This window comes from Prevotella sp. TF12-30 (genome assembly GCF_003436715.1).
Classification (GTDB): domain Bacteria; phylum Bacteroidota; class Bacteroidia; order Bacteroidales; family Bacteroidaceae; genus Prevotella; species Prevotella copri_A.
This window is the reverse complement of the sequence record NZ_QSQJ01000001.1, coordinates 86,917-105,292: the sequence shown is the minus strand read 5'-3', so window position 1 is coordinate 105,292 and position 18,376 is coordinate 86,917. Positions and strand designations below refer to the sequence as shown.

Here is an 18,376-nt window from a genome sequence, read left to right as displayed (position 1 = left end):
TAAATCTGTATTCTATAATCAGTATTCTATAATCAGTATTCTATAATCCGTATTCTATAATCTGTAGTCGATATTCAGCAGCAGACTATTACTGCTGACATGGTATTTGCCGTAGGCGATGTTGAGATGGAAGCGCTCCAGATTGATACCGCCACCCAACGACCATCCAGCTCCATGGCTGCTGGTCTCATCTTCTCCATTTACGATTTTCATCTCATCGTGGCGTCGGAAGTTATAGCCGGCTCCCACCCAGAGGCTTTCGCCCAAAAGCAGATCGGCACCTAATACCGCATGGTTTCTGATTCCCTTATCCCAATGGTTCAGGTTCACCAAGGTGGCTGAAATGCGGAAAGGAGTATTGATGAAGTGTTTGCTGACACCCACCTGTAGGTCGATCGGCATCTTCTCGTATTCTTCATCATAAGCCTTGAACTGTCCACCCAGGTTTCTGGCTACTGCGGAAACCGACCACTCTTCTTCCGAATCGTAGTAGTTGAGTCCCAGATCCACCCCCATGGCGATGGAGTTGTAGTCACCGATATACGAGGTGATGAATTTGGCAGTGATACCACCCACGAGGCGTTCGCTGAGCAGGTAGGAGAAAGTACCCGCTAGACAGATATCCTTAGCCGAGAATTCACCCATCTGGATGTTGTTCTCATCGGTCTGCTTCATCTTGCCATAATCCACATACTGCGCCGATACCGCCCACGAAGCCTTCTCTCCGGTGATGCGGTTGAATGAAGCTGATGCCATATTCACCCCCTTCATATAGTTCATGTAGTTGAAGTTGAGGGTACGGTCGTTCACCGACGCCAGCAGGGCTGGGTTATGGAAAGCAAGTGCTGCATCATCTTCTATCAAGGTGATGTTATCGCCTCCCAAGGCGGCAGCATGGGCACTGACGGGGAGTCGGAGGAAGTTATACCCCGTCTGACTCTCTTGAGCCCCCATTTTTGTCGCGAAAAGCGTCAATATAATGGAAAAAACAACTTTTTTCATTTAAAATATCTAATTCTTTGGCAAAGATACGGCTTTTTTGAGAAATAAGACGTAAATTTGCAATGTTTTCGTAGAAAATAACGAAAGAGAATGTAAAATATTGCAGTTTGGCCCCCAAAAACGGGTGAACAAGTCTGCAAATAGTAGATAATAGATATTGTGGAAATAAAGAAATCAGATCGTGCACAGTTGGAGGACAAGCGGGTAACCTTTTTCCTGCTGGGACTCCTTATTGCCTTTACGCTTCTTTTTGTAGGATTGCAATATTCCAGAAATCCGCAGGGAGATGACGACTGGGCAGAGAACTTTGAAGATCTTTCGCAAGATATGGAAATGTCAACTCCGCCCGATCAGAAAGATATGGTGAGTGCGGAGGCTATGGCGAAGGCACCTGCCTCGCAGGCTATCACCCAGGAGGTGAAACCAACCGAGCAGCAAATGGTCAAGAAGACACCGGAAAAGATCAGCACGACTACCAGTGAACTGGTAATCGGTGATGGTTCGGGCGTGGTAGAAGGGGCTGACGTCAAGGAGGCGGCTCCTGAAACGGCGGTGGATCCGGCAGATACACAGGCTGAGGCTCCTATCAAGTTTACCGTGGTGCAGAAGATTCCGGAGTTTCCGGGAGGCTGGTCGGCATTTATGCAATGGCTCACCAAGAACCTGAAGTATCCGCAGGTGGCGCAGAACAACAAGGTACAGGGCACGGTGGTGGTAACCTTCATCGTGAACAAGGATGGAAGCATCGCTAATACCAAGGTAAGTACCTCGGTGGATGCTGCCCTTGATGCAGAAGCTCTCCGCGTGATGAAAATGATGCCCAAATGGAAACCGGGTATGGACAAGAACAAGGTGTGCCGTACCATGATTGCCATTCCGGTGGTATTCCAGTTATAAAAGATAAAATAACTGAATACTCAATTTCAAGACAGATTATAAATCAGATATTATAAATTAGAAATATGATAGATATGAAGACATCAGAAGAATTATTGGTAATGGTGAATGATTTCCTGGCAAATCTCCCATACAATCGTAAACCATTGTCGCTTTACGAACCGGTGAAGTACGTACTCTCTTTAGGTGGAAAGCGTATTCGCCCTGTTTTAATGCTCTTGGGATACAATCTCTTCAAGAATGATCCTGAGAAGATTCTGATGAATGCGATAGCTCTTGAGACTTATCACAACTATACACTCTTGCACGACGACCTGATGGATAATGCAGACCTCCGTCGTGGTCATGAGACTGTACACAAGAAGTGGGATGCCAATACTGCTATCCTCTCTGGTGACAGTATGTTGGTGTTGGCTTACGAGAGAATGGCACAGTGCGACAATCAGCATCTTGCCAAGGTGATGAAGCTCTTTACTACTACAGCCCTTGAGATTGGAGAGGGACAGCAGTATGATATGGAGTTTGAGAACCGCAATGATGTGAAGGAAGAGGAGTATATCGAGATGATTCGCCTCAAGACCAGTGTGCTTCTGGCTTGTGCCCTGAAGATTGGTGCCATCCTGGCTGATGCTTCTGCTGAGGATGCTGACAATCTCTATAAGTTTGGCGAGCAGATTGGCTTGGCTTTCCAGCTGCAGGATGATTTCCTCGATGTATATGGTGATTCCAAGGTGTTCGGTAAGGCTATTGGTGGTGATATCACTTCCAACAAGAAGACTTTCATGCTCATCAATGCCTTCAACCATGCCAACGATGCTCAGCGTGCTGAACTCCAGAAATGGGTGGATGCCAAGGAATTCGACCGCAATGAGAAGGTGGCTGCTGTTACCCGTCTCTATAACGAGATTGGTATCGACAAGATGGCACAGGATAAGATTGCCTATTACTTCGAGCAGAGCAAGAAGTATCTCGATGCTGTGAATGTGCCTGCTGAGCGCAAGGAAGAGCTGGCTAAGTATGCACAGAAAATGATGAAGCGCCAGTACTAATCATCAAGTTTAAAGTTCAAAGCTCAAAGTTCAAAGTAAAGAAGTTCAATGTTCAAAGTAATAGATACGCATACTCATCTCGATGCAGAAGAGTTTGATGAGGATAGAGCGGAAACTTTCGCTCGTGCCAGGGAAGCGGGGGTAGGCAAGGTGTTCTTGCCTGCCATCGACGTGAAGACCACGCACGCTGTCCTGGCATTGAGTCGGGAATATCCGGGTTATGCCTATCCGATGATCGGTTTGCATCCTGAAGAGGTGAAGGCAGACTGGAAGGATCAGCTGGCTGAACTCAGGAAGATATTGGATGCTCAACGCAATGACTTCATCGCAGTAGGAGAAGTGGGACTCGATTATTACTGGAGCCGTGAGTTCGAGCACGAGCAGCTGGAGGCATTCGAGGAACAGGTGAAATGGTCGGTAGAAACCCGACTTCCCCTGATGATTCATTGCCGCAAGGCACAGAACGAGATGGTGCACTTGCTCCGTCAGTATCAGAAAGACCTGCCTGGCGGCGTGTTCCACTGCTTCACGGGCAATCAGAAGGAGGCTGAAGAGCTTCTCTCTTTCGATAACTTCGCGCTGGGTATCGGCGGTGTTTCTACTTTCAAGAGCAGTCATCTCAGAGAAGACCTTCCGGCTGCGGTTCCGATGAATCGCATCATCCTGGAGACCGACAGTCCTTATATGGCTCCCGTGCCTTATCGTGGCAAGCGCAATGAAAGCGCCTTCGTGATAGAAGTGCTCAAGACTCTGGCAAAAGCCTACGGAGTGAGTGAGGAGGAATTCGCAGAACAGACGAATAAGAATGTAGAAAGCGTCTTTCCCCTATGAAATAATAAAAATTATAAGCTTAATATTAAAACCAAACGATTCATTATGACTAGAAAAGTGATTTTGGCTGCTATGTTGATGGCAGCATTTGCACAGGGCACTCAGGCACAAGACCTGAGCGGCCAGCGTTCTGAGAAGCAGGACGTGCACATGATTCCTGGTAAGAAACTGGATCATCACGGACTCTTCGTGAGTCCTACACCACATCTCCTGAATGTGGATGCTGCTAACCGACTCGACCTGCAGAAGGGTGTCAAGGTGATTGACAAGAAAGGTAAGTTTGCTGATGATGTGAAGTTCCTGACCGCTAACGCCAAGGGCATTCGCCTGACCATCGATTTCGGTGAGAAGCTTGCTGCTAAAGCAGGAGTCAAGCCAGTATCGGGTGCTTACAGCCTGAAGGCTGATGCCAAAGGTATCCAGATTGTGGGATACGATGAGCGTGGTGCTTTCTATGGCTTGCAGACCTTGCGCCAGATTGTAAACAGCGAGATGGCTAAGGGTCAGATGCCTTATACCACTTGCAACGACTACCCTGATCTTCCAAACCGTGGTGTGGTAGAAGGCTTCTATGGTGAGCCTTGGTCTCATCAGGTGCGTCTTTCCCTCATCGATTATTATGGAAAGAACAAGATGAACACCTATCTCTATGGTCCAAAGGATGATCCTTATCACAGCTGCCCTAACTGGCGCTTGCCTTATCCTGAGAAAGAGGCTAAGAACATCAGCGAACTCGTACAGGCTTGCCGTCGCAACCGTGTAGATTTCGTATGGGCTATCCATCCGGGACAGGACATCAAGTGGAACGAGGAAGACTATCAGAACCTGGTTCACAAGCTCGATCTGATGTACGACCTTGGTGTTCGTTCTTTCGCTATCTTCTTTGATGATATTTCCGGCGAGGGTGCCAACCCAGTAAAGCAGTCTGAACTCTTGAACCGCCTGGCTAAGGAGTTTGTGAAGGCTAAGGGCGATGTTACACCGCTCGTGATGTGTCCTACCGATTATACCCGTCTCTGGGCGAATCCAAAACCAACCGGTTCTTTGGCTATCTTCGGTAATACCCTCGATCCATCTATCAATGTATTCTGGACAGGTGATGTGGTATGTAGCGACTTGACCCGCGAGACTCTCGACTGGGTGAACTCCCGTATCAAGCGTCCTGCTTATTACTGGTGGAACTTCCCAGTAACTGATTATGCACGCCATATCATCATGCAGGGTCCTACCTACGGTTTGCAGACCGACCTGACCAACAAGGATCTCTGTGGTTTCGTGAGCAACCCAATGGAGCATGGTGAGGCTTCCAAGCTGGCTCTCTATGGTGTAGCTGACTATGCATGGAATATCGCCAACTATAATCCACTCGACAACTGGGAGCGTGGTCTGGTAGATCTCACTCCTGAGGCACACGATGCTTATCGTACATTCGCCATGCACTCATGCGATACAGAAACCGGTTATCGCCGTATCGAATCATGGGAAACCAAGAGCTTCCGCATCGACAACTTTACAGATGCTGAGTTCAATGCTTTGCAGAAGGAATTTGAAAAGGTGAAGAATGCACCTGCTCAGATGGAGGCAAACTGCAAGAATGCCTTGTTGATGAAGGAACTCCGTCCTTGGTTGACTGAGTTTGGTAAATTGGGTAACCGTGGCTTGAAAACCATGCAGCTCATCAAGGAGTACAAGGCTGGTAATGACCAGGCATTCTGGGATGGCTATGTCAACAACCGTATGAGTAAGGAAGATGTGGCTGCTTACGAGAAGCATAAGTCTGGAACCATGGTATTGCAGCCATTCTATGAGCAGTCTATGGATGATATGGCTTCTGGCTTCTTCAAGAAGTTGACTGGAAAGGTGCCTGCTTTCTATAAGGGTATCGGTACTTACGCAACCTTGAGAACTACCCAGAGCAAGGCGATGTTTGACAATGATTCTACTACCTATTATACATCAGGTAATAGTCAGAACACTGGCGATTGGATTGGTGCTGACTTAGGTTGTGTTCGTTCTGTTTCTGAGGTAAGAATCCTTCAGGGCCGTAACTCTGTGGATGATGTGGATTACTTCGACAATACAGTTTTGGAGTATTCTCTTGACAAGAAGGAGTGGAAAGCGCTGACCGGTGAGTTGAAGAAGCAGTATGTCATCAACTGGAAGACCGATTCTCCTGTTGAGGCTCGTTATATCCGCATCAAGAAGTTGAAGTCTGACAAGCGCAACTGGGCTGCAGTCCGTACCTTCGAGGTGAACCCAACTACTCCAGATCGTTTGAGCTTTACTGTAGAGGCTAAGGATATGCAGGCAGCGATGTATGGTTTCGATGAGAACCCTTGTACCTCATTCACCAACGAGGGCACCCTTACCATGGGTGTAGAAAAGAATGTAAAGGGTTACACCCTGCTGTTGAAGTTGGCTCCAGGCAAATCATTGGTTTGCCGTCAGTTGAATGCCAAGGGCAAGGTTTTGGCAACAACCAGCATCGATCAGTCATTCTGCAAGATAGAATTGGTGAAGAAGGCTGCCAAGGTTCAGATTGAAGGCTCAGCAGAAATCTTCGAGATTATTCCTGAGAAATAAGATTGGAAATTTGATTATACTCCTAGGCAGGGGATAACAAGTTCTTCATACTCCCAGTAAGGGGATAACAAGTTCTTCATTCTCCCTGTAAAGGGATAACAAATAACCAATACGCCCTGAAAGGGCAAAAGCTCCTAGCCCAGGGCAACACCCTGGGTTAAATGTGCAACCAACAAGTCGCCCTGAAAGTTCAAAAGCTTTAAAATAGATGCTTTTGTCCTTTCAGGGCGCTTGTTTTATACGTTCTCTAGTTAAAGAAATGTAAAAAGCAAACGAATATGTGGATTTTCGAATAAAAAGTGATAATTTTGTACTTCGAAACTGGAAAGGTGCTCGAGTGGCTGAAGAGGCACGCCTGGAAAGCGTGTATTCCCCTAAAGGGAATCGGGGGTTCGAATCCCCCTCTTTCCGCTTTTTTATATATATAATAAGGTATATATGATTATGAAGAAAAATACAGCTATTGCGCGTTTCGCAATATTCATTTTCACAGTAATGTGTTCTCTGCCAGTCATGGCGCAAGACGAGAATATCGGATTTCATCAAGCTCTTAAGACGAAGTTCATAGAGGGTAATGCCGGCTTTATGTCGCTCGTTGCCATCGCTCTCATCGTGGGTCTGGCTTTCTGTATTGAGCGCATCATCTATCTCAGCCTTTCTGAAATCAATGCCAAGAAACTGATGCAGGATATCGACCAGAAGGTAGAAGCAGGCGATGTGGAAGGTGCCAAGGAACTTTGCCGCAATACCCGCGGACCTGTAGCTTCTATCTGCTATCAGGGATTGATGCATATGGATGAGCATCTCGATGATATCGAGCGCTCGGTAAGTGGATATGGTACCGTGCAGGCTGCCAACCTGGAGAAGGGATGCTCCTGGATCAAGCTCTTCATCGCCATGGCTCCTTCCCTCGGATTCCTGGGTACGGTGATTGGTATGGTGATGGCTTTCGACCAGATTCAGCAGGCGGGAGATATCAGTCCTACCATCGTGGCTTCGGGTATGAAGGTGGCGCTGATTACTACCATCTTCGGTATCATTGTTGCCTTGATTCTGATGGTGTTCTATAACTATATCCTTTCCAAGGTAGAACATCTGACCAGTCAGATGGAAGAATCGGCTGTAACTTTAATGGATATTATCGCCAAGAATAAGTGAAGAGTGAAGAACGAAGAGTGAAAAAATCATCGGCTTTACTAATCATAAAGTTCAAAGTTGAAAGTTCAAAGTTGAAAGTTCCATGTTGAAAGTTCAAAGTTCAAAGTTCAAAGTTCAAAGTAGCAAGTCTGCCGAACAGATATCTCAGAAGGTTTTCCGTCTGATGATAGGTTTGGCTGTGCTGGTTTTCGGTCTGTTCTATCTGATAGGTTATGATTTGCCTTTCGATGAGAATCCCGACTTCAATGCCCCTCTTTTTACCGATGTGCTCATCTTCCTGATGTGGCTTTTCCTGATAGGAGGAATAGGCTTGGCGGTCTATTCGATGGTGAAGGATTACCGGAGCAGCAAGTCGGAAGCTGTGGTGAATGGTGTGCCGGTGCGTCGTATCTTCCGCATTACCTGGCTTACCTTGCTGGCAGTTCTGATTCTTACCTTCCTCTTGGGAGGTTCCGCCCCGATGCTCATCAACGGCGAAAACTACGCCGACTGGTTGTGGCTGAAACTTTCTGATATGTTTGTCATCACCTCGCTGCTGATGTTGCTGGCAGGCATTGGAGCCGTTTGCTTCGGTGCCACCCGATATATCCGAAAGAAGCAATAACAGTCTGTAATTATCAAACAAAAAAATAGTTAGTATCATATCATAACGCAATGCTGATAAGAAGGAATCGTAACGAAACTCCGGGATTGAATACCACCTCAACAGCCGACATCTCGTTTATGCTGCTGATATTCTTCCTTGTAACCACATCCATGGATGTGGATAAGGGATTGTTGCGCCAGCTTCCTTCGCCTGAACCTCAGAAGAAGGAACAGCAGGAATCGGTGGTGGATAAGAACAATCTGATGGCGATTCATCTTACGGCTGGAGATACGCTGCTGGTGAACAACCAGCCGATGAAGCTGAAAGACCTGAAGCTGGAAACCGTCCGCTTTGTACATCGCCTGGGTAAGAAACATCTGATTTCCATCGAGAGCGACCGTGATGCCAACTACAACCTCTATTTCCAGATGCAGAATGAGTTGATGGAAGCCTATGCGCAACTTCGCAATGAGGCAGCCCAGAAAAAATATCATAGAGACTATGCGCTTTTGAGCAATGATCAGAAGGAGCAGGTGCGTAAGCTCTGTCCTCAGCGCATTACGGAGTCGTATGCCAATGCGATGACTCATGAAGACAAGAGTGTAGATGCTGATGCGGAAGAGAAACAGGAAACCCAGTCAACCCAGGAGAAAGGAGGCGCCAAATGATGAATTTTCGTAAAAAATCGCATTCGGTTCCGGAATTGAATACGTCATCTTTGCCGGATCTGATTTTCTCGGTACTCTTTTTCTTTATGATCGTTACCCACATGCGGCAGGTTACCTTAAAGGTGGAATGTCGTATGCCTGAAGGAAAGAATCTCACACGCCTGACCAAGAAGTCGGCTGTAAGTCATATTTATATAGGAAAGCCAACCAGGGATCTGCAGGGCAAATACGGCTCAGGTACCCAGATACAGATGAATGACAAGTTTGCCAGTGCTTCTGATGTGCAGGATTATATCTCTGCCGAGAAGAAGCGGATGTCGCCTGAAGACCAGAAACTGATGACCGTTTCCATCAAGGCAGACCAGGACACCAAGATGGGAGTGATTACCGATGTGAAGCAGGCGCTGCGCCAGGCAAAAGCACTGAAAATAAGCTATTCTGCTGTTGAAAATAGGAAATAATATGCTCTAAAAGGAAAAATAATATTAATTTATTATTTTTTTTATTAGAAAAGTTGCTTTTTCTAAAGAAAAGTGCTACCTTTGCAGGCAAATAATAATTAATTATGGCAAAACAAGTATTAGATTCATTAGATAGGCATATTCTGAAGCTGATTTCTCAGGATGCCCGAATTCCATTTCTGGAAGTAGCACGTGCTTGTAATGTAAGCGGTGCTGCCATTCATCAGCGTGTAGCTAAACTCACTAACCTTGGCATTATTAAAGGCTCTCAATTTGTTATCGATCCAGAGAAGATTGGTTACGAAACCTGTGCATATATGGGATTGTTCCTCAAGGAACCTGAGAAGTTTGATCAGGTGGTAGAAGAACTCAAGAAGATTCCTGAGGTAGTAGAGTGTCATTATACTACGGGCGGTTTTGATATGTTCATCAAGATTTATGCAGTCAACAACCACCATCTCCTGGAGATTATCCACGATAAGTTGCAGCCATTGGGGCTTTCCAGAAGCGAGACCATCATCTCCTTCAATGCAGCCATCGACCGTCAGCTTTCTCTGAAGGATATTCAGCAGGTTGCTGATGAGGATGATGAGACAACAGAAGAATAAGAATTTATTTTCTAATATAGGTGAGGAATGAGAACGACAACCCGTTTTCATTCCTCATTTCTTTTTCCGTCACTTCCCAGGCAGAACTGTCGATGGCAGGGAAGAAGGTATCTGCCTGTTCCGGCTCCTTATCTACGATGGTGAGATAGAGTTTCCGGGCAGCAGGAAGAGCCTGGCGATAGATGCTTTCTCCGCCAATGATGAAGATTTCTTCCGGGCTGGCTATTCCTGCATCTTCCTTGGGGGCAGACAAGGAGTCGCCTTGTGCAGCCCTGAGTGCTTCTTCCAGGGTAGGATATACTTCGCCCCCATCTATCTCTTTCAGACTTTTAGAGACAACGATGTTGCGGCGATGTGGAAGAGCACCGTTAGGGAGAGAATCAAATGTCTTTCTGCCCATGATGATGGTATGCCCCGTGGTAAGTTCACGGAAGCGGACCATATCGGATGGTAAATGATAGAGCAATCGGTTCTGGTAGCCGATTGCTCTATTATCTTTAGAGATACAAGCGATGATGCTGAGCATATTCATTCCTGATGATTGGTTCTTCTTGATGAATTCTTATCTTGTTTCTTGATACTTATTTCTTGCTGATAACACAGGGTTCTTCCGGCACGTGGCTGCTCTTGATTTTCCACTCTTGTGGATAGAGGTTGTTGGCACGGTTACCGATGTTCTTCTCCCAGCCTAGAGGCATCTGCTGATAGGTAACGAGCACGTAGCCTTTGGGGGTGTCTGCAGGAAGATTCACAGCCTCTTTGCGCAGGTAGCGGATGGCATCCTCGTAGGAGAGTTCTACCTGTGGGAAAACCTCAGTGTTGAGTTCGGTGGAGAGTGCCAGACTCTGGTCGGGAATGATGTCTTTGCCCTTGGTTGTTCCCAGTTTGATGCCGGCATGTATCACCTTCAGGTTTCTGGCAGCATCCTCATAGATGGCTTTCCATCGGCTTGGGATGGCATAGAAGTTATCGTCTTCGGTTATCGTTTCATAGTCGGAAGACTTCAGCCAGTCTGTTGGAACCTGCTGACTCTTTCCCTTGTTTCCTCTGTTCTTTCCTTTATCCTTGTTCTTGTCTTTCTTCTTCTTTTTATCCTCCTTCTCCATTTCCGGTTCTCCCTCTTTTCTGAGTACAGCGAGGAAGATGCCTTCTCCGCGGGTCTTGCCTGGAAGAAAACGATAGACAGGGATGTCTGTGCCTATGAGATTGCCCGTGATATTCCATGCTTCATCGATATCGTTGAGTGCAATAGCATCAGCCCCCAGCTCCTCACAGATCCAGGCGATATTCTCTTCGTCTTCGTGGGCATTGAAGGTGCAGGTAGAGTAGATGAGGAGACCGCCGGGTTTCAGGCAGTTCCAGATATCGCTTACGATTTCGCGCTGCAGATGCCAGCAGTTGTCCACATTCTGCAGGCTCCATTCGCTGATGGCGCCATCATCCTTGCGGAACATACCTTCGCCGGAGCAGGGAACATCGGTGAGGATGACATCAAACTGAAGCTTCGACTTCTTGTAGTCGCGTGGATAGTTGTTGGTGACGATCATATCGGGATGACCGAACTTCTGGATATTCTCTGCAAGAATCTGCGAGCGGGTGCGCATCGGTTCGTTGCTGAAAAGAAGACTCCCTTCCGGCAGGGCAGCACGTACGGCGGTAGATTTTCCACCTGGAGCCGCACAGAGATCGAGCATCATCACAGGTTCGTGAACGAGTTGTCGGATTACCAGATCCACGAACATGGAAGAAGCCTCCTGTACGTAATACTTTCCGGCATGGAGCCAGGGATCGAAGGTGAAGTTAGGACGGGTGGAGAGATAGCGACCGGTGGAAGGGCACCATGGAATCGGTTCGCCCGCAGCATCTTCTCCCTCCTTGCATTTGAAAGGATTGAGACGGATACTGGTAGGTGCTTCTCCCTCGGTGATGCCCTGTTTCAGTTGCTGGAACAGTTCATCGCCCATCAACTCTTGGGTATATTGGATGAAATCTTCTGGTAATGTCTTCATTTTATGCCTTTATTCTTGATTTTGTTTGCAAAAATAAGAAAAATTTTGTTTCTTTGCAACTAATTTCCCAAGAGATGCGTCTAAGACATAGAAAAAATAATAAATAACAAGGTAAAACTATAAAAATATTGTTAGATATGAAGAAAGCGATATTAACATTGGCGCTCATCATGAGCATCGGAGCTACCCAGGTGTCTCTGGCATCTTCTGCTCCAAAACATCGTTATCATCCAACTACCCAACAGGTGGATAAGCAGGCTTCTCCTGCCGCAGCAAAGCAGGAAGATAAGCAGGCTGCTGCCGGGCAGGCATCCGCAGCTCAGGATGATGAGGCTATTGCTGCCTATTCTGATACAACCGCAACGGATACTTCCGACTATGCTGATGTAGATGACAATGACAACCGTGCTTATCATTCCAAGTATAGTCTCGGCAACTATGATGATCCTTTCGATTTCATCGGTTCGGTATTTGGTGGCGGAGCGCTGTCGGTTATCATCATCTTCTGTATCATCTTCGGTCTGCTGTTTGTCTTTGCTCCGCTGATCATCGTGTTCCTGGTTATCAGATATCTGATTCGCCGCCACAACGACCGGATGAAGTTGGCGGAGATGGCGATGGAGAAGGGCATCAATGTTCCGGAAAGCGACCGTCCGATAGACAAGCAGAGCGATGAATATCTGGTGAAGCGAGGATTGAGAAATGCCTTCCTGGGAGCAGGCTTGTGCGCCATGTTCGCTTGGTGGGAAGCTGACTTCCTGGCTGGTATCGGAGCCCTGGTCTTCTTCTATGGATTGGGACAGACCCTGATAGGTTCGCTTCCAGCCATCAAGGATTGGTGGAAAAACCGCCATGGCGATCAGGGCACGGGGTATAATGGAACTCCGGTATAAAAATCAAACAACAATTATTAGTTAATATATAGTGGAAAAGTTATCCGATATTTCTCTCGTCACGAAGGTGGTGATGCTTCACGACCGCAAGTCGTTCGACTTGCTGGTCAAGAAGTATCAATCACCTATTCGTGGGTTCTTCCTACGGCAGACGCTGGGGGATGCGCAGCTGAGTGACGACTTGGCGCAGGATACCTTTGTGAAGGCTTATACACATCTGTCGGGGTTCAGGGGTACAGCCAGCTTCTCCACTTGGCTTTATCGTATTGCCTATAATGTGTGGTATGATTATACCCGCAGTCATAAGGAAACACAGGATATTGATACGCCGGCTGTTACCCGACAGAATGCGCAGGGGGTGAATGCCGGACTGAAGATGGATTTGCTCAATGCCCTACGGATATTGAGCGATAACGAACGGACGTGCATCACGCTGCAGCTGATGGATGGCCTCTCTATAGATAAGATGGCAGAAGTGACGGGAATGGCGCAAGGCACCATCAAGTCGCATCTCTCTCGTGGAAAACAGAAACTTGCAAGTTACTTAAAGCATAATGGTTATGACCGATAAAATGATTGATAATATGAATGGTATGGAGCTTGAACCGCTGAGCGCCACGGACGATCAGCTCCTTCAGGCTTTCTTTGCTGATAACAGGATGGAGGAGATTCCGGATGATGGATTCTCTGATAGGGTGATGCAGGCATTGCCGGGTCTTGAGCCGGAAAAGACCGTGCTGGCTCTTGAGCAGGAAAAGGCTTTGGCTAAGCGTCGCCGATTGGAACATCTGTGGACGGCAGCCTGTGTGGCTGTCGGCATAGTTGCTGCTGTGGTTTGTCAGGGATGGGAGCAGATACAGGGTTGGCTCTTCTCAATGAAGATAGATTTCCTGCTGACCGGTTCACGTGCCCTTACCCATGTGCTTGATGCAATCATGCAGACGCAGAATCTCCTGATGATGCTCGCTGGCATCGTAGTCCTCGTGATGGTTTGGGGATATAATGAAGTGGCGGATGCCAGATAAGAAAAAACTCTTTCTGCTAGTAGAAGAATGTTTTATATCCGTTGTCTTCGGATACTTTCTCTTGTCTTGGCTTTGACTTTGGCGGGTTCTGCAGGTTACCTTTATTGTCGAACATCTTGTAGGTGGTACGAAGAACCGTAAACTCGGTGCGGCGGTTCAGCTGGTTGCATATCTCCTGATGCTCCTTGGTCTGCTTGAGGATGAAATCCTGGGTGAGCACATCGTCTTCCTTCAGCCAAGGATATTTCTCCGTGAGCTTTCTGCGGATTGTCTTCGGGCGTTCCTTGCCATATCCCACAGGGGTAAGGCGCTCTTTTTCGATGCCGTGAGCTATGAGGTAATCTACTACCGTCTGGGCACGGCGCTGAGACAATCGCTTGTTGTACTCGCTGTTGCCTTTGTAATCGCAATGGGCACTCAGTTCGATGGTTACGTGGGAATTCTCTTTCAACAAGGCTACGAGCTTATCCAGAGCCTGGGTGCTGGCTGGCGTCAGGGTAGCTTTGTCAAAATCATAGAAGATGTTGTCGATGAGTACTGGGGCTGAGATGGAAGCCAGCGGGAACTGGAGCACGTACTCCTTGCTCTCCTTCGCCGAATCTATCCGCAACTCCTCCTTGTGGTTGAGGAATCCCTTGCAGGAAGCCATCACCAGATAATCTACCTCAGGATGGATAGGCAGCGTAAACGAACCGTCACTCTTGACTGGCAGTTTCCTGTAGGTGCCATCGTTGCCTACTACCATCACCTGTGCGGCAGGAAGTTCGTAGCCGTCTTTTTCGTAAACCCATCCCTTCATCGTGGTGACAATCTCCGGATTTTGGAAAGAATATATATGATCATAGCCGCGGCCATCCTTTCTGTTGGAAGAGAAGAAGCCACGGTTGTGTGGTCCCTCGAAGGTCATTCCGAAATCATCTGCTTCTGAATTGAGGGGATAGCCGGGATTTTCTATCTTATACTGCTGGGTCTTTTCGTCTATTCGGGCAATGTAGATGTCGAGACCGCCCATTCCTATATGGCCGTTACTGCTGAAATAGAGGTCGCCATTGGGACGGAAGGTAGGGAACATCTCGTCGCCCGGCGTATTGATGGGGGCACCGAGGTTTTCCACACCTCCCAGACCTGAAGGAGTGATGCGCACACGCCAGATATCGTAACCGCCCATTCCGCCCGGCATATCGGAAACAAAATAGAGCCATTCGCCGTCAGGACTGATGGCAGGGTGGGCGTAGGTGCTCAAGGTATCCTGGGTGATTTCCAGTTTCTGAACCTTTCCCCAGGCAGCATCCGAACGGGAAGAGGTGACGATCTGGGCAAATCGGGGAGAGGCTGGATCGGTGACGCATTGGGTGAGATACATCTCCTTGCCATCGGGAGTGAAGCAGCAGGCTCCCTCATCATAGTCGGTATTCAGACCAGTGGCGATGGCTTCCGGTCTGCTCCATTTTCCCTTGTCGTCTTTTTCAGAATAGAAGATGTCGCCAGCCTTGGTTCCGGTGATTCCGCTGAGTTCATCTCCCTGTGCGTCGTTGCGGGTGGAGGTGAAGTAGATCTGTTCGTATTCATCGCCCAGGAGCATCGGTGAATAATCGGCTCTTCGGGAGGTGAAGACATCCATCTTCTTTACCTGATATCTACTTCCGGCTTTTTTCCAGACGGGAGCCATCTGGGCAGATTTCAATCCGTTTTGGGCTAGGATATTGTCGGGCATGGAATCCACGAGGATTCTGAATTCCTTTTCTGCCTGCTTGTATTCGCCGTTTTTCAGGAGCAGACGGGCGTAAGCCAGACGGTCATCGAGTGAAGCCTGGTTATAGCGGATGGCATTGCGGTAAGCATTCACAGCCTTGGGGGTAGCATTGATCTTGTTGTAGCAGCGGGCCATCTTCAAGACTAGCTTTCCCCGGTTTTCACGCTCCTTGGGAGGTGTCTTGGTGTAGGCTTGCTTGAATTGGTCGGCAGCATCATAGTATTCGCCTAAAGAAAGGAACTTCTCTCCCTTCTTCAGGTTCTTGTCAATGCCGCAGCTTATCAGAAGGAGGCAGCAAAAGGCTGTTATGATTTGGTAATATCTAATCTGCTTCATACTGGAACAACTTAATTATTTTACTGAACTTTCGCAAGCAACTCTCCCACACGCCCTGAAAGGGCAGAAGCTCCTAGCCCAGGGCAACGCCCTGGGTATAGTAGCAGTCAGCAAGGCGCCCTGTAAGGGCAAAAGCCTTATAAATTGCCTCGTTCTTTGAAGCTTTTGCCCTTACAGGGCGACAGGTTTGCGTCCATAATGACCCAGGGCGTTACCCTGGGCTAGAAGCTTCTGCCCTTTCAGGGCGTGTGGAGCTTATATGCGAAACTTGAGTTATATCTTATTACATCTGCGAGAATGGCTGGCGGTATTGGCAGCCAGATTTCCAGTTGCTGCATCCATAGGCGGTCTTGCCCTTGATGATGACGCCCTTGCCGCAGAGCGGACATGGCTTGCCTACCATTGGGTCGGCTGGAGCCTGAGTTGCAGAAACCGGCTGTGCTGCTGCTTTCTGCGAACCTACATTTTGTGTCGTAGCTTCATCCTTTTTCTTGGCTGGCATCTTCTTTGTTTCAGCTTTCTTTGCCGCCGTTTTCTTCTTTTCCGGTTTTTTCTTGAGATCTTCCTCCGTTATGATGGTCACTCTTCGGCTGCTGTTATCCGATAGAACATCGATGACAATCTGGTTGATCTGCTCTTTCAAACCATTGATGAATTCGGCTGGGTCATAGGTTTTGTGCTCGATGTCTCGGAGCTTCTTTTCCCAGATACCCGTCAGCTCACAGCTCTTCAGGAGTTCCTCGTGGATGGTGTCGATGAGTTCGATACCTGTTGGAGTTGCCATCAGGTTCTTGCGCTGGCGGCGGATGTAGTGGCGCTTGAAGAGAGTTTCGATGATGCCGGCACGGGATGATGGACGGCCGATGCCGTTCTCCTTCAATGCCGCACGAAGTTCCTCGTCTTCTACGAATTTACCCGCAGTCTCCATCGCACGGAGTAGGGTAGCTTCGGTGTAATATTTCGGTGGCGTGGTCCATTTCTCCGTCAGAGTAGGCTGATGGTCGCCCGATTCGCCTTTTACGAAAGAGGGGAGGGTTCTTTCTTCTACCACTTCCTTCTTGGCACCGTTTCCGTTTCCGTCGCCTGCATTTCCGCCATCGTTTCCGTTGGCGTTATCTGCATCGTCGTCATCGGCATTCTTCGCATCCTTGGCATAGACTACTCGCCAGCCCGGTTCCAGAATCTCCTTACCGCTCACCTTGAACTCTATCTTCTCCGGTTTTGGTCCGTCCTCGTTGATTACCTCGCCCAGAACGGTGGTGGTAGAGAACTTACAATCCGGATAGAACACGCTGATGAATCGCTTGGCGATGAGATCATAGACATTCGCCTCCATATCGGTGAGTCCGGTTGGCGGAACTCCGGTAGGGATGATGGCGTGGTGGTCGGTCACCTTGCTGTTATCGAAAACCTTCTTGCTCTTCGGCAACTTCTTGCCGGTGGCTGCGAGCTGCTGGATGAGCGGGAGGTATTTCTGCTGACTGGCTATCTTTGCCTGGCTCACACCATTCAGAATCTGCGGACATTTCGGATAGATATCGTCTGTGAGAAACTGGGTATCTACACGAGGATACGTGGTATATTTCTTCTCGTAGAGACTCTGGATGAGCTTCAGCGTAATATCGGCAGAGTAGGCAAACTTCTTGTTGCAATCCACCTGCAGTGAGGTGAGGTCGTAGAGATGAGGGGGTGCCTCGTTTCCCTTCTTCTTGCTTACGTCGGTAACGGTGAAGGGTTTGCCGGCGATGGTACTGAAAGCCTTCTCGCCTTCCTCCTTGCTGGTAAACTTGCCGCTGGTAGCCGTAAATTGGGTGTCGCGATAGATGGTGGCGAGTACCCAGTAAGGTTCGGAAACGAAGTTGTCGATTTCCTTCTGGCGGTTCACGATCAGGGCAAGGGTAGGGGTCTGCACCCGGCCGATGCTGAGCACCTGTCGATTCTGACCATATTTCAATGTGTAAAGTCGGGTGGCGTTCATGCCGAGAATCCAGTCGCCGATGGCACGGGAAAGTCCGGCAAGATAGAGTGACTGATATTCTCCCTGGTCTTTCAGTTCCTGGAAGCCCTGCTTGATGGCTTCATCGGTCATGGATGAAATCCACAATCTCTTGACGGGGCATTTTGCCTGTGCCTTCTGCATTACCCATCTCTGGATGAGCTCTCCTTCCTGTCCGGCGTCACCGCAGTTGATGATGCTGTCGGCAGCCTGCATCAGTTTTTCGATGGTGGCAAACTGCTTCTTGATGCCTTCATCGTTGATGAGCTTGATGCCGAAGCGCTGTGGAATCATCGGCAATGCCGAAAGGCTCCAATGTTTCCACATCGGAGTATAATCATCCGGTTCCTTCAGCTCACAAAGGTGGCCGAAGGTCCATGTTACTTGGTATCCATTACCTTCCATATAACCGTCGCATGCCGTGGTAGCTCCGATGATTCGGGCAATGTCCTTAGCCACACTCGGTTTCTCTGCTATACAAACTATCATTCTTTATTCTTATTTCTGTTTGCAAAGGTACA

The 18,376-nt window shown here is 48.2% G+C and carries 17 protein-coding genes and 1 tRNA gene; 13 read left to right on the top strand and 5 right to left on the bottom strand.

What is annotated here, in order from left to right; genetic code table 11:
- Positions 1 to 54: 54 nt before the first annotated feature.
- Positions 55 to 1,002, bottom strand: a complete 948-nt coding sequence (gene porQ, locus DXD25_RS00510; RefSeq protein WP_117661291.1) for a type IX secretion system protein PorQ — start codon at positions 1,000 to 1,002, stop codon at positions 55 to 57.
- A gap of 159 nt (positions 1,003 to 1,161) precedes the next feature.
- Here porQ and DXD25_RS00505 point away from each other — a divergent pair, with 159 nt between their 5' ends.
- The 10 genes from DXD25_RS00505 to DXD25_RS00460 all read left to right on the top strand — a co-directional run bounded on the left by DXD25_RS00505 (position 1,162) and on the right by DXD25_RS00460 (position 9,843).
- The gene (locus DXD25_RS00505; protein ID WP_117661290.1) at positions 1,162 to 1,899 is read left to right on the top strand and encodes an energy transducer TonB; all 738 of its coding nucleotides are present in this window, start codon (positions 1,162 to 1,164) and stop codon (positions 1,897 to 1,899) included.
- Positions 1,900 to 1,973: 74 nt separating this feature from the next.
- Positions 1,974 to 2,948, top strand: coding sequence for a polyprenyl synthetase family protein (locus DXD25_RS00500; protein ID WP_117661419.1), 975 nt, complete (start codon positions 1,974 to 1,976; stop codon positions 2,946 to 2,948).
- Between the two features lie 48 nt (positions 2,949 to 2,996).
- Positions 2,997 to 3,779, top strand: a complete 783-nt coding sequence (locus tag DXD25_RS00495; protein ID WP_117661289.1) for a TatD family hydrolase — start codon at positions 2,997 to 2,999, stop codon at positions 3,777 to 3,779.
- 45 nt (positions 3,780 to 3,824) lie between these two features.
- The gene (locus DXD25_RS00490) at positions 3,825 to 6,362 is read left to right on the top strand and encodes a beta-N-acetylglucosaminidase domain-containing protein (protein WP_117661288.1); all 2,538 of its coding nucleotides are present in this window, start codon (positions 3,825 to 3,827) and stop codon (positions 6,360 to 6,362) included.
- Positions 6,363 to 6,685: 323 nt separating this feature from the next.
- Positions 6,686 to 6,773, top strand: a tRNA-Ser gene (locus DXD25_RS00485).
- Between the two features lie 33 nt (positions 6,774 to 6,806).
- Positions 6,807 to 7,520, top strand: a complete 714-nt coding sequence (locus DXD25_RS00480; protein WP_117661418.1) for a MotA/TolQ/ExbB proton channel family protein — start codon at positions 6,807 to 6,809, stop codon at positions 7,518 to 7,520.
- A gap of 82 nt (positions 7,521 to 7,602) precedes the next feature.
- Positions 7,603 to 8,124 carry a hypothetical protein gene (locus DXD25_RS00475; RefSeq protein WP_117661287.1) on the top strand — a complete coding sequence of 174 codons (522 nt, stop codon included), beginning with the start codon at positions 7,603 to 7,605 and terminating at the stop codon, positions 8,122 to 8,124.
- A gap of 50 nt (positions 8,125 to 8,174) precedes the next feature.
- Positions 8,175 to 8,774, top strand: coding sequence for a biopolymer transporter ExbD (locus DXD25_RS00470; RefSeq protein WP_117661286.1), 600 nt, complete (start codon positions 8,175 to 8,177; stop codon positions 8,772 to 8,774).
- The gene (locus tag DXD25_RS00465) at positions 8,771 to 9,235 is read left to right on the top strand and encodes a biopolymer transporter ExbD (RefSeq protein ID WP_117661285.1); all 465 of its coding nucleotides are present in this window, start codon (positions 8,771 to 8,773) and stop codon (positions 9,233 to 9,235) included. The genes DXD25_RS00470 and DXD25_RS00465 overlap by 4 nt, the downstream gene beginning before the upstream one ends.
- 104 nt (positions 9,236 to 9,339) lie before the next feature.
- The gene (locus tag DXD25_RS00460; RefSeq protein WP_117661284.1) at positions 9,340 to 9,843 is read left to right on the top strand and encodes an Lrp/AsnC family transcriptional regulator; all 504 of its coding nucleotides are present in this window, start codon (positions 9,340 to 9,342) and stop codon (positions 9,841 to 9,843) included.
- A gap of 4 nt (positions 9,844 to 9,847) precedes the next feature.
- On the opposite strand, the gene DXD25_RS00455 is transcribed toward DXD25_RS00460, so the two are convergent.
- Both DXD25_RS00455 and DXD25_RS00450 read right to left on the bottom strand, forming a co-directional pair.
- A complete protein-coding gene (locus tag DXD25_RS00455) occupies positions 9,848 to 10,369 on the bottom strand; it encodes a dihydrofolate reductase (RefSeq protein ID WP_117661417.1) in 522 nt (173 codons plus the stop codon).
- Positions 10,370 to 10,424: 55 nt separating this feature from the next.
- The gene (locus tag DXD25_RS00450) at positions 10,425 to 11,852 is read right to left on the bottom strand and encodes a hypothetical protein (protein WP_117661283.1); all 1,428 of its coding nucleotides are present in this window, start codon (positions 11,850 to 11,852) and stop codon (positions 10,425 to 10,427) included.
- 137 nt (positions 11,853 to 11,989) lie between these two features.
- Between DXD25_RS00450 and DXD25_RS00445 the strand changes: the two genes are divergently transcribed.
- From DXD25_RS00445 to DXD25_RS00435, 3 genes are read left to right on the top strand one after another with little or no spacing between them, the layout of a single operon-like run.
- Positions 11,990 to 12,745, top strand: coding sequence for a DUF6249 domain-containing protein (locus tag DXD25_RS00445; protein WP_117661282.1), 756 nt, complete (start codon positions 11,990 to 11,992; stop codon positions 12,743 to 12,745).
- A gap of 31 nt (positions 12,746 to 12,776) precedes the next feature.
- The gene (locus tag DXD25_RS00440) at positions 12,777 to 13,316 is read left to right on the top strand and encodes an RNA polymerase sigma factor (RefSeq protein ID WP_117661281.1); all 540 of its coding nucleotides are present in this window, start codon (positions 12,777 to 12,779) and stop codon (positions 13,314 to 13,316) included.
- A complete protein-coding gene (locus tag DXD25_RS00435; protein ID WP_158556265.1) occupies positions 13,306 to 13,770 on the top strand; it encodes a DUF5056 domain-containing protein in 465 nt (154 codons plus the stop codon). The genes DXD25_RS00440 and DXD25_RS00435 overlap by 11 nt, the downstream gene beginning before the upstream one ends.
- Before the next feature lie 16 nt (positions 13,771 to 13,786).
- On the opposite strand, the gene DXD25_RS00430 is transcribed toward DXD25_RS00435, so the two are convergent.
- The gene (locus DXD25_RS00430; protein ID WP_117661279.1) at positions 13,787 to 15,859 is read right to left on the bottom strand and encodes an OmpA family protein; all 2,073 of its coding nucleotides are present in this window, start codon (positions 15,857 to 15,859) and stop codon (positions 13,787 to 13,789) included.
- A 283-nt stretch (positions 15,860 to 16,142) separates the two neighbouring features.
- Positions 16,143 to 18,344 (bottom strand): DNA topoisomerase 3, encoded by a 2,202-nt coding sequence (locus tag DXD25_RS00425; RefSeq protein WP_117661278.1) that lies wholly within the window; start codon positions 18,342 to 18,344, stop codon positions 16,143 to 16,145.
- Positions 18,345 to 18,376 lie beyond the last annotated feature (32 nt).

Bases quoted from the DNA above. Each gene is read 5' to 3' on its own strand.
- porQ (WP_117661291.1), bottom strand. From the start codon at position 1,002: ATGAAAAAAGTTGTTTTTTCCATTATATTGACGCTTTTCGCGACAAAA.
- DXD25_RS00500 (WP_117661419.1), top strand. From the start codon at position 1,974: ATGAAGACATCAGAAGAATTATTGGTAATGGTGAATGATTTCCTGGCA.
- DXD25_RS00495 (WP_117661289.1), top strand. From the start codon at position 2,997: ATGTTCAAAGTAATAGATACGCATACTCATCTCGATGCAGAAGAGTTT.
- DXD25_RS00490 (WP_117661288.1), top strand. From the start codon at position 3,825: ATGACTAGAAAAGTGATTTTGGCTGCTATGTTGATGGCAGCATTTGCA.
- DXD25_RS00480 (WP_117661418.1), top strand. From the start codon at position 6,807: ATGAAGAAAAATACAGCTATTGCGCGTTTCGCAATATTCATTTTCACA.
- DXD25_RS00475 (WP_117661287.1), top strand. From the start codon at position 7,603: ATGTTGAAAGTTCAAAGTTCAAAGTTCAAAGTTCAAAGTAGCAAGTCT.
- DXD25_RS00470 (WP_117661286.1), top strand. From the start codon at position 8,175: ATGCTGATAAGAAGGAATCGTAACGAAACTCCGGGATTGAATACCACC.
- DXD25_RS00465 (WP_117661285.1), top strand. From the start codon at position 8,771: ATGATGAATTTTCGTAAAAAATCGCATTCGGTTCCGGAATTGAATACG.
- DXD25_RS00460 (WP_117661284.1), top strand. From the start codon at position 9,340: ATGGCAAAACAAGTATTAGATTCATTAGATAGGCATATTCTGAAGCTG.
- DXD25_RS00455 (WP_117661417.1), bottom strand. From the start codon at position 10,369: ATGCTCAGCATCATCGCTTGTATCTCTAAAGATAATAGAGCAATCGGC.
- DXD25_RS00450 (WP_117661283.1), bottom strand. From the start codon at position 11,852: ATGAAGACATTACCAGAAGATTTCATCCAATATACCCAAGAGTTGATG.
- DXD25_RS00445 (WP_117661282.1), top strand. From the start codon at position 11,990: ATGAAGAAAGCGATATTAACATTGGCGCTCATCATGAGCATCGGAGCT.
- DXD25_RS00435 (WP_158556265.1), top strand. From the start codon at position 13,306: ATGACCGATAAAATGATTGATAATATGAATGGTATGGAGCTTGAACCG.
- DXD25_RS00430 (WP_117661279.1), bottom strand. From the start codon at position 15,859: ATGAAGCAGATTAGATATTACCAAATCATAACAGCCTTTTGCTGCCTC.
- DXD25_RS00425 (WP_117661278.1), bottom strand. From the start codon at position 18,344: ATGATAGTTTGTATAGCAGAGAAACCGAGTGTGGCTAAGGACATTGCC.